This window comes from Pseudomonas sp. XP1 (assembly GCF_053557675.1).
Map to the genome: position 1 here is coordinate 258705 of NZ_JBNRIJ010000002.1, position 5517 is coordinate 264221.

At 62.7% G+C, this 5517-nt stretch carries 5 protein-coding genes; 2 read left to right on the forward strand and 3 right to left on the reverse strand.

Features of this window, described 5'->3' with window-relative positions; all coding sequences use genetic code 11:
* Positions 1–1340: NCS2 family permease (locus tag ACK1U9_RS03530; RefSeq protein WP_449109704.1), on the reverse strand; the 1340-nt coding region annotated here is incomplete at its 3' end.
* Positions 1341–1622: 282 nt separating this feature from the next.
* Here ACK1U9_RS03530 and ACK1U9_RS03535 point away from each other — a divergent pair.
* Both ACK1U9_RS03535 and aqpZ read left to right on the forward strand, forming a co-directional pair.
* A complete protein-coding gene (locus ACK1U9_RS03535; protein WP_015271161.1) occupies positions 1623–2378 on the forward strand; it encodes a GntR family transcriptional regulator in 756 nt (251 codons plus the stop codon).
* A gap of 232 nt (positions 2379–2610) precedes the next feature.
* The gene (aqpZ, locus tag ACK1U9_RS03540; protein WP_085601237.1) at positions 2611–3309 is read left to right on the forward strand and encodes an aquaporin Z; all 699 of its coding nucleotides are present in this window, start codon (positions 2611–2613) and stop codon (positions 3307–3309) included.
* Here the strand turns inward: aqpZ and guaD are convergent.
* A complete protein-coding gene (guaD, locus tag ACK1U9_RS03545; RefSeq protein ID WP_449109705.1) occupies positions 3306–4610 on the reverse strand; it encodes a guanine deaminase in 1305 nt (434 codons plus the stop codon). The genes aqpZ and guaD overlap by 4 nt on opposite strands.
* A gap of 10 nt (positions 4611–4620) precedes the next feature.
* Complete coding sequence (xdhC, locus tag ACK1U9_RS03550; RefSeq protein ID WP_063912780.1) at positions 4621–5466, reverse strand: xanthine dehydrogenase accessory protein XdhC; 846 nt, start codon at positions 5464–5466, stop codon at positions 4621–4623.
* Positions 5467–5517 lie beyond the last annotated feature (51 nt).

Below are 5517 nucleotides of genomic sequence, written 5' to 3' on the forward strand. Positions count from 1 at the left end.
ACGAACTTGGCAATGAAGATCGCGCACAGCACCCACAGGCTGGCCGAGATTTCCTTGTACTTGCCGGTACCCGCCTTCAACGCGACGTAGCTGATGAAGCCCAACGCAATACCATCGGCGACCGAGAAGGTCAGCGGCATCATGATGACCGTGACGATTGCCGGAATGCTGTCGGTAGCTTCGTCCCAGTGGATATGCGCCATGCTGCCCATCATCAGCATCGCCACGTAGATCAGTGCGCCGGCAGTGGCATAGGCGGGAATCATCCCGGCCAGCGGCGCGAAGAACATTGCGGCAATGAACAGCAGGCCGACCACCACGGCGGTCAGGCCAGTGCGGCCACCCGCTGCGACACCTGCAGCACTCTCCACATAGCTGGTCACCGGCGGCACACCGACCACTGCGCCGAACACGCTCGAAGCACTATCTGCCTTCAGCGCTTTGGACAGGTTCTCGATGCGCCCGTCCGGCGCCACCAGGTTGGCACGCTGCGCCACGCCCATCAGCGTGCCGGCGGTGTCGAACATATGCACGAACAGAAACGCCAGCACCACGCTGATCATGCTGACGTTGAACACGCCAGCCACATCCATCGCCATCCAGGTCGGTGCCAGGCTCGGCGGCATCGACATCACCCCGCCGAACTTGACCAGGCCCAGCCCCCAACCCGCCAGGGTGACACCAATGATGCTGATCAGGATCGCCCCAAACACCCGCTTGTAGCTGAGGATGGCAATCAGCAGGAAGCACACGGCTGCCAGCAGTGGCCCTGGCTCATGCAGCGAACCCAGCTTGATCAGGGTAGCGGGGCTGTCGACGATGATGCCTGCCGTCTTCAGGCCGATCAGCCCGAGAAACAATCCGACGCCGGCCCCCATGGCATGGCGCAGGCTGACCGGGATGCTGTTGAGCAACCATTCGCGCACTTTCGACAAGGTCAGGAACATGAACAGCACGCCCGAGACGAACACCGCCCCCAGTGCCGTTTCCCAGTTGTAGCCCATGGTGCCGACCACGGTGTAGGTGAAGAAGGCGTTAAGCCCCATGCCTGGTGCCAGGCCTACCGGCCAGTTGGCGTACAGCCCCATCAGCAGGCAGCCCAGCGCGGCGGCGATGCAGGTGGCGACGAAAGCGGCACCGTGGTCGATGCCGGCGTCGGCCATGATGTTGGGGTTGACGAAGATGATGTAGGCCATGGTGATGAAGGTGGTCACCCCGGCGATCATTTCGGTTCTGACGGTGCTGCCGTGTTGCTTGAGTTTGAAAATCCGCTCCAGCCAGCTCGTTTCGAGCGGTGGGGCAAGATCCAGCGTAGGGGCTTCGGATTTGCGGCTTTCCACAGCGAGTACTCCTCAAGTCTTTCTTGTTGTTATGGAGCCAGGGGCCTGCGCAATGCACTTGGCGGCTCCGCGAGGGAAGGCAGACGTCTGACCGGTTTGTTGACTTGCGGGTCAAGAAGTTGCTCGGTGGATTATCCTTTTGTGTACAAAGAATGCAAATAATGTTTTATCTTTTGTGTGCGCAATGCGTCGTACAACGGCTATATAGGTAAAAGGCCACCTGCAGAAACGGCTCAGCCTGTGTACAATGGCGCCATACTTTCCTTCGTGCCTCGAGAGCCCATGAACGAACAGCTGCAACCTCTGAAGAAACCTGCGCGTACCGGCAAGGCCGGCCGCAGTGGTACCCAGGACGACATCGTCTACGCGCATATTTTCGAGGCGATCCTCGAGCAGCGTCTGGCACCGGGCACCAAGTTGAGCGAGGAAGCGCTGGGCGAGATCTTCGGCGTCAGCCGCACCATCATCCGCCGCGCCTTGTCGCGTCTGGCCCACGAAAGCGTGGTGCTGTTGCGGCCGAACCGCGGCGCGGTGGTTGCCAGCCCTACGGTGGAAGAGGCCCGCCAGGTGTTCTTCTCCCGGCGCATGGTCGAAAGGGCCATTACCGAACTGGCCGTGCAGCACGCTACCCTCGAGCAGCTCAACGAGCTGCGGCAGATGGTGCGTGAGGAGCGCGACAGCTTTTCCCGTGGTGACCGCGGTGCCGGCATTCGTCTTTCCGGCGAATTCCACCTCAAGCTGGCCGAGGCCGCGGGTAATGCGCCGCTGGTCAGCTTCCAGCGCAGCCTGGTGTCACAGACTTCGCTGATCATTGCCCAGTACGAAAGCGGCAACCGTTCGCATTGCTCGTATGACGAACACATGCAGCTGATCGATGCCATCGAGGCGCGCGATGCCGAGCAGGCGGTGAGCCTGATGATGCACCACATGGACCACATCGACAGCAAGCTGAACCTGGACGAGGAGAGTGCCTCGGACGATCTGCATGCGGTGTTCTCGCATCTGCTGAAAAAGCCCAAGGTTTCTGCCAAGGGTTGATCGTTTGCTGAAGTGAAATTAGTGCGCCGTTGTGGGAGCGGGTTCACCCGCGAACACCGGCGCAGCCGGTGCCATACACCGTGTCGCCTTGTTCGCGGGTAAACCCGCTCCCACAAGCAGTACGGCCATCTCTCGCAGTTGACCAAACGTCTGCTAAATTCTTGTGAGCAAACCTTCATCAAGCAGTTGGGCTTGCGCATTGGTTGCGTTCAACTTCTTGAGGAATGGACTCATGAGCATGTCCCTCGGTAAACGCATGGGTGCCGAGCTGGTCGGCACCTTCTGGCTGGTGCTTGGCGGCTGTGGCAGTGCGGTACTCGCCGCCAGTTCCCCCATCGGCATCGGTGTACTTGGCGTCGCCTTCGCCTTCGGCCTTACCGTGCTGACCATGGCCTTTGCCATCGGTCATATCTCCGGCTGTCACCTCAACCCCGCCGTGTCGTTCGGGCTGGTGGTGGGCGGGCGCTTCCCGGCCAAAGAGCTGTTGCCCTACGTGATCGCTCAGGTGATCGGCGCCACCCTGGCGGCAGGTGTGATCTACCTCATCGCCAGCGGCAAGGCAGGTTTCGAGCTGTCTGCGGGATTGGCTTCGAACGGCTACGCCGACCACTCGCCCGGCGGCTACACGCTCGGGGCGGGCTTTGCCAGTGAGGTGGTGATGACGGCGATGTTCCTGGTGGTGATCATGGGTGCCACCGATGCCCGGGCGCCTGCGGGTTTTGCACCGATCGCCATCGGCCTGGCCCTGACCCTGATCCACCTGATCTCGATCCCGGTGACCAATACCTCGGTCAACCCCGCGCGTAGCACGGGGCCGGCCTTGTTCGTCGGTGGCTGGGCCCTGCAACAGCTTTGGCTGTTCTGGGTGGCGCCGCTGATCGGTGCTGCGATCGGCGGCGCACTGTACCGGGGCCTGGCAAAAGAACCTTAGCGCTGGTGCACGCAACGCCCGGCGGCGTAGGTTTCACGTACAGTGCGGTCGTCGCCGAGGGTGGTTAGCACGAACAGGGTTTCCTCGATGCTGTTGGACTGTTGGATGCGGTAGTCCAGCAGTGGCGTGGCCTTGTAGTCCAGTACCACAAAGTCGGCATCGTTGCCCGGGCGCAGGCTGCCGATGCGGTCGTCCAGGCGCAGCGCGCGGGCGCCGCCAAGGGTGGCCAGGTACAGTGACTTGTAGGGGTGCAGGCGCGCGCCCTGCAGCTGCATCACCTTGTACGCTTCGTTCAGGGTGTTGAGCAGCGAGAAGCTGGTGCCGGCGCCAACGTCGGTGCCCAAGCCTACATTGACCTTGAAACGCTCGGCCTGGGGCAGGTTGAACAGGCCGCTGCCCAGAAACAGGTTGGAGGTGGGGCAGAAGGCCACGGCCGAGCCGGTTTCGGCCAGGCGCTGGCATTCGTCATCGCACAGGTGCACGCCATGGGCGAATACCGAGCGTTCGCCCAGCAGCTCGAAGTGGTCGTATACGTCGAGATAACCCTTCTGCTCGGGGAACAGCGACTTGACCCAATCGATCTCCTTGAGGTTTTCCGACAGGTGCGTGTGCATGTACACGCCCGGGTGCTCCTTCAGCAATTGGCCGGCCAGCGCCAGCTGTTCAGGCGTACTGGTCGGGGCGAAGCGCGGGGTGACTGCATAGTGCAGGCGGCCCTTGCTGTGCCAGCGCTCGATCAGTGCCTTGCTTTCGGCATAGCCGGACTCGGCGGTGTCGGTCAGGTAGTCCGGAGCGTTGCGGTCCATCATCACCTTGCCGGCAATCAGGCGCAGGTCCAGGCGCTCGGCTTCCTCGAACAAAGCATTGACCGATTCCGGGTGCACGCTGCCGAACACCAGGGCGGTGGTGGTGCCGTTGCGCAGCAGTTCCTTGAGGAAAATCTTCGCCACCTGGTCGGCGTGGCCCTTGTCGGCGAACTGCTTTTCGCAAGGGAAGGTGTAGGTGTTCAGCCAGTCCAGCAGCTGTTCGCCGTAGGAGCCGATCATGCCGGTCTGCGGGAAGTGGATATGGGTGTCGATGAACCCCGGGGTGATCAGCGCGTCCTGGTAGTGCTCGACCGGGATATCGGCATCCAGGGTCGGCAGCAGTTCGGCGGCGTGGCCAACGGCGCGGATACGGCCATCGTCGACCACCAGCAGGCCGTCCTCGAAGTATTCATGGGAAGCCTCCAGGCCCACCTCGGCCGGGTCGGCGATGCTGTGCAGGATAGCGGCACGGTAGGCTTTGCGGGTAACGGTCATAACACACTCGTCAAATGGCTTGGCTGCGCCGGGAAGGCGGCAGCAACTGGGCAATGGGGCCGGCATTGGCGGCAGCATCGTGCTGGCCGAAGCAGGCGTTGTAGGTGGCGATGATTTCACCGGCGATGGACACGGCGATCTCGATGGGCAGCTTGCCCTTGACCTCGGCCAGGCCCATCGGGCAGCGCATGCGCGCCATCACGGCATCGTCGTAGCCGCGTTCGCGCAGGCGGTGCTCGAACTTGACCCGTTTGGTCTTCGAGCCGATCAGGCCGAACCAGGTGAAGTCGTTGCGCTTGAGAATGGCGGCGGTCAGTTCCAGGTCGAGCTGGTGGTTGTGAGTCATGACGATGCAATAGCAGCCTGGCGGCAGCTCTGCTACCTCGTCGACCGGCTCCTCGCTGACCACCTTGGTCACCCCGTCGGGGATCAGGGCAGGGAATTCCTGCTCGCGCGAATCGATCCAGCGCACCCGGCAGGGCAGCGCGGCGAGCAAGGGTACCAGAGCCCGGCCGACATGGCCCGCGCCGAACACCGCGATCTGCGCCTGCACCGCGGCCATGGGTTCGAACAGCAGCACAGTGACGCCGCCGCAGCACTGGCCAAGGCTGGCACCGAGGCTGAAGCGCTCCAGGTGCGGGGTGGTGCGGTGCTCTTCGAGCATCTGCCGGGCGATGTGCAGGGCTTTGTATTCCAGGTGGCCGCCGCCGATGGTGTCGAACAGGCCGCTGGCGCTGACGACCATTTTCGAGCCGGCATTGCGCGGGGTCGAGCCGCGCTCCTCGATGATGGTGACCAGCACGCAGGCTTCGCCACGGGACTGGTGGTCGGCGAGGGCGTTGATCCATTGGTGCATGATGCAGATCCTCATTTCAGGTGGCCTGTACTGGCCCTATCGCCGGGGAGA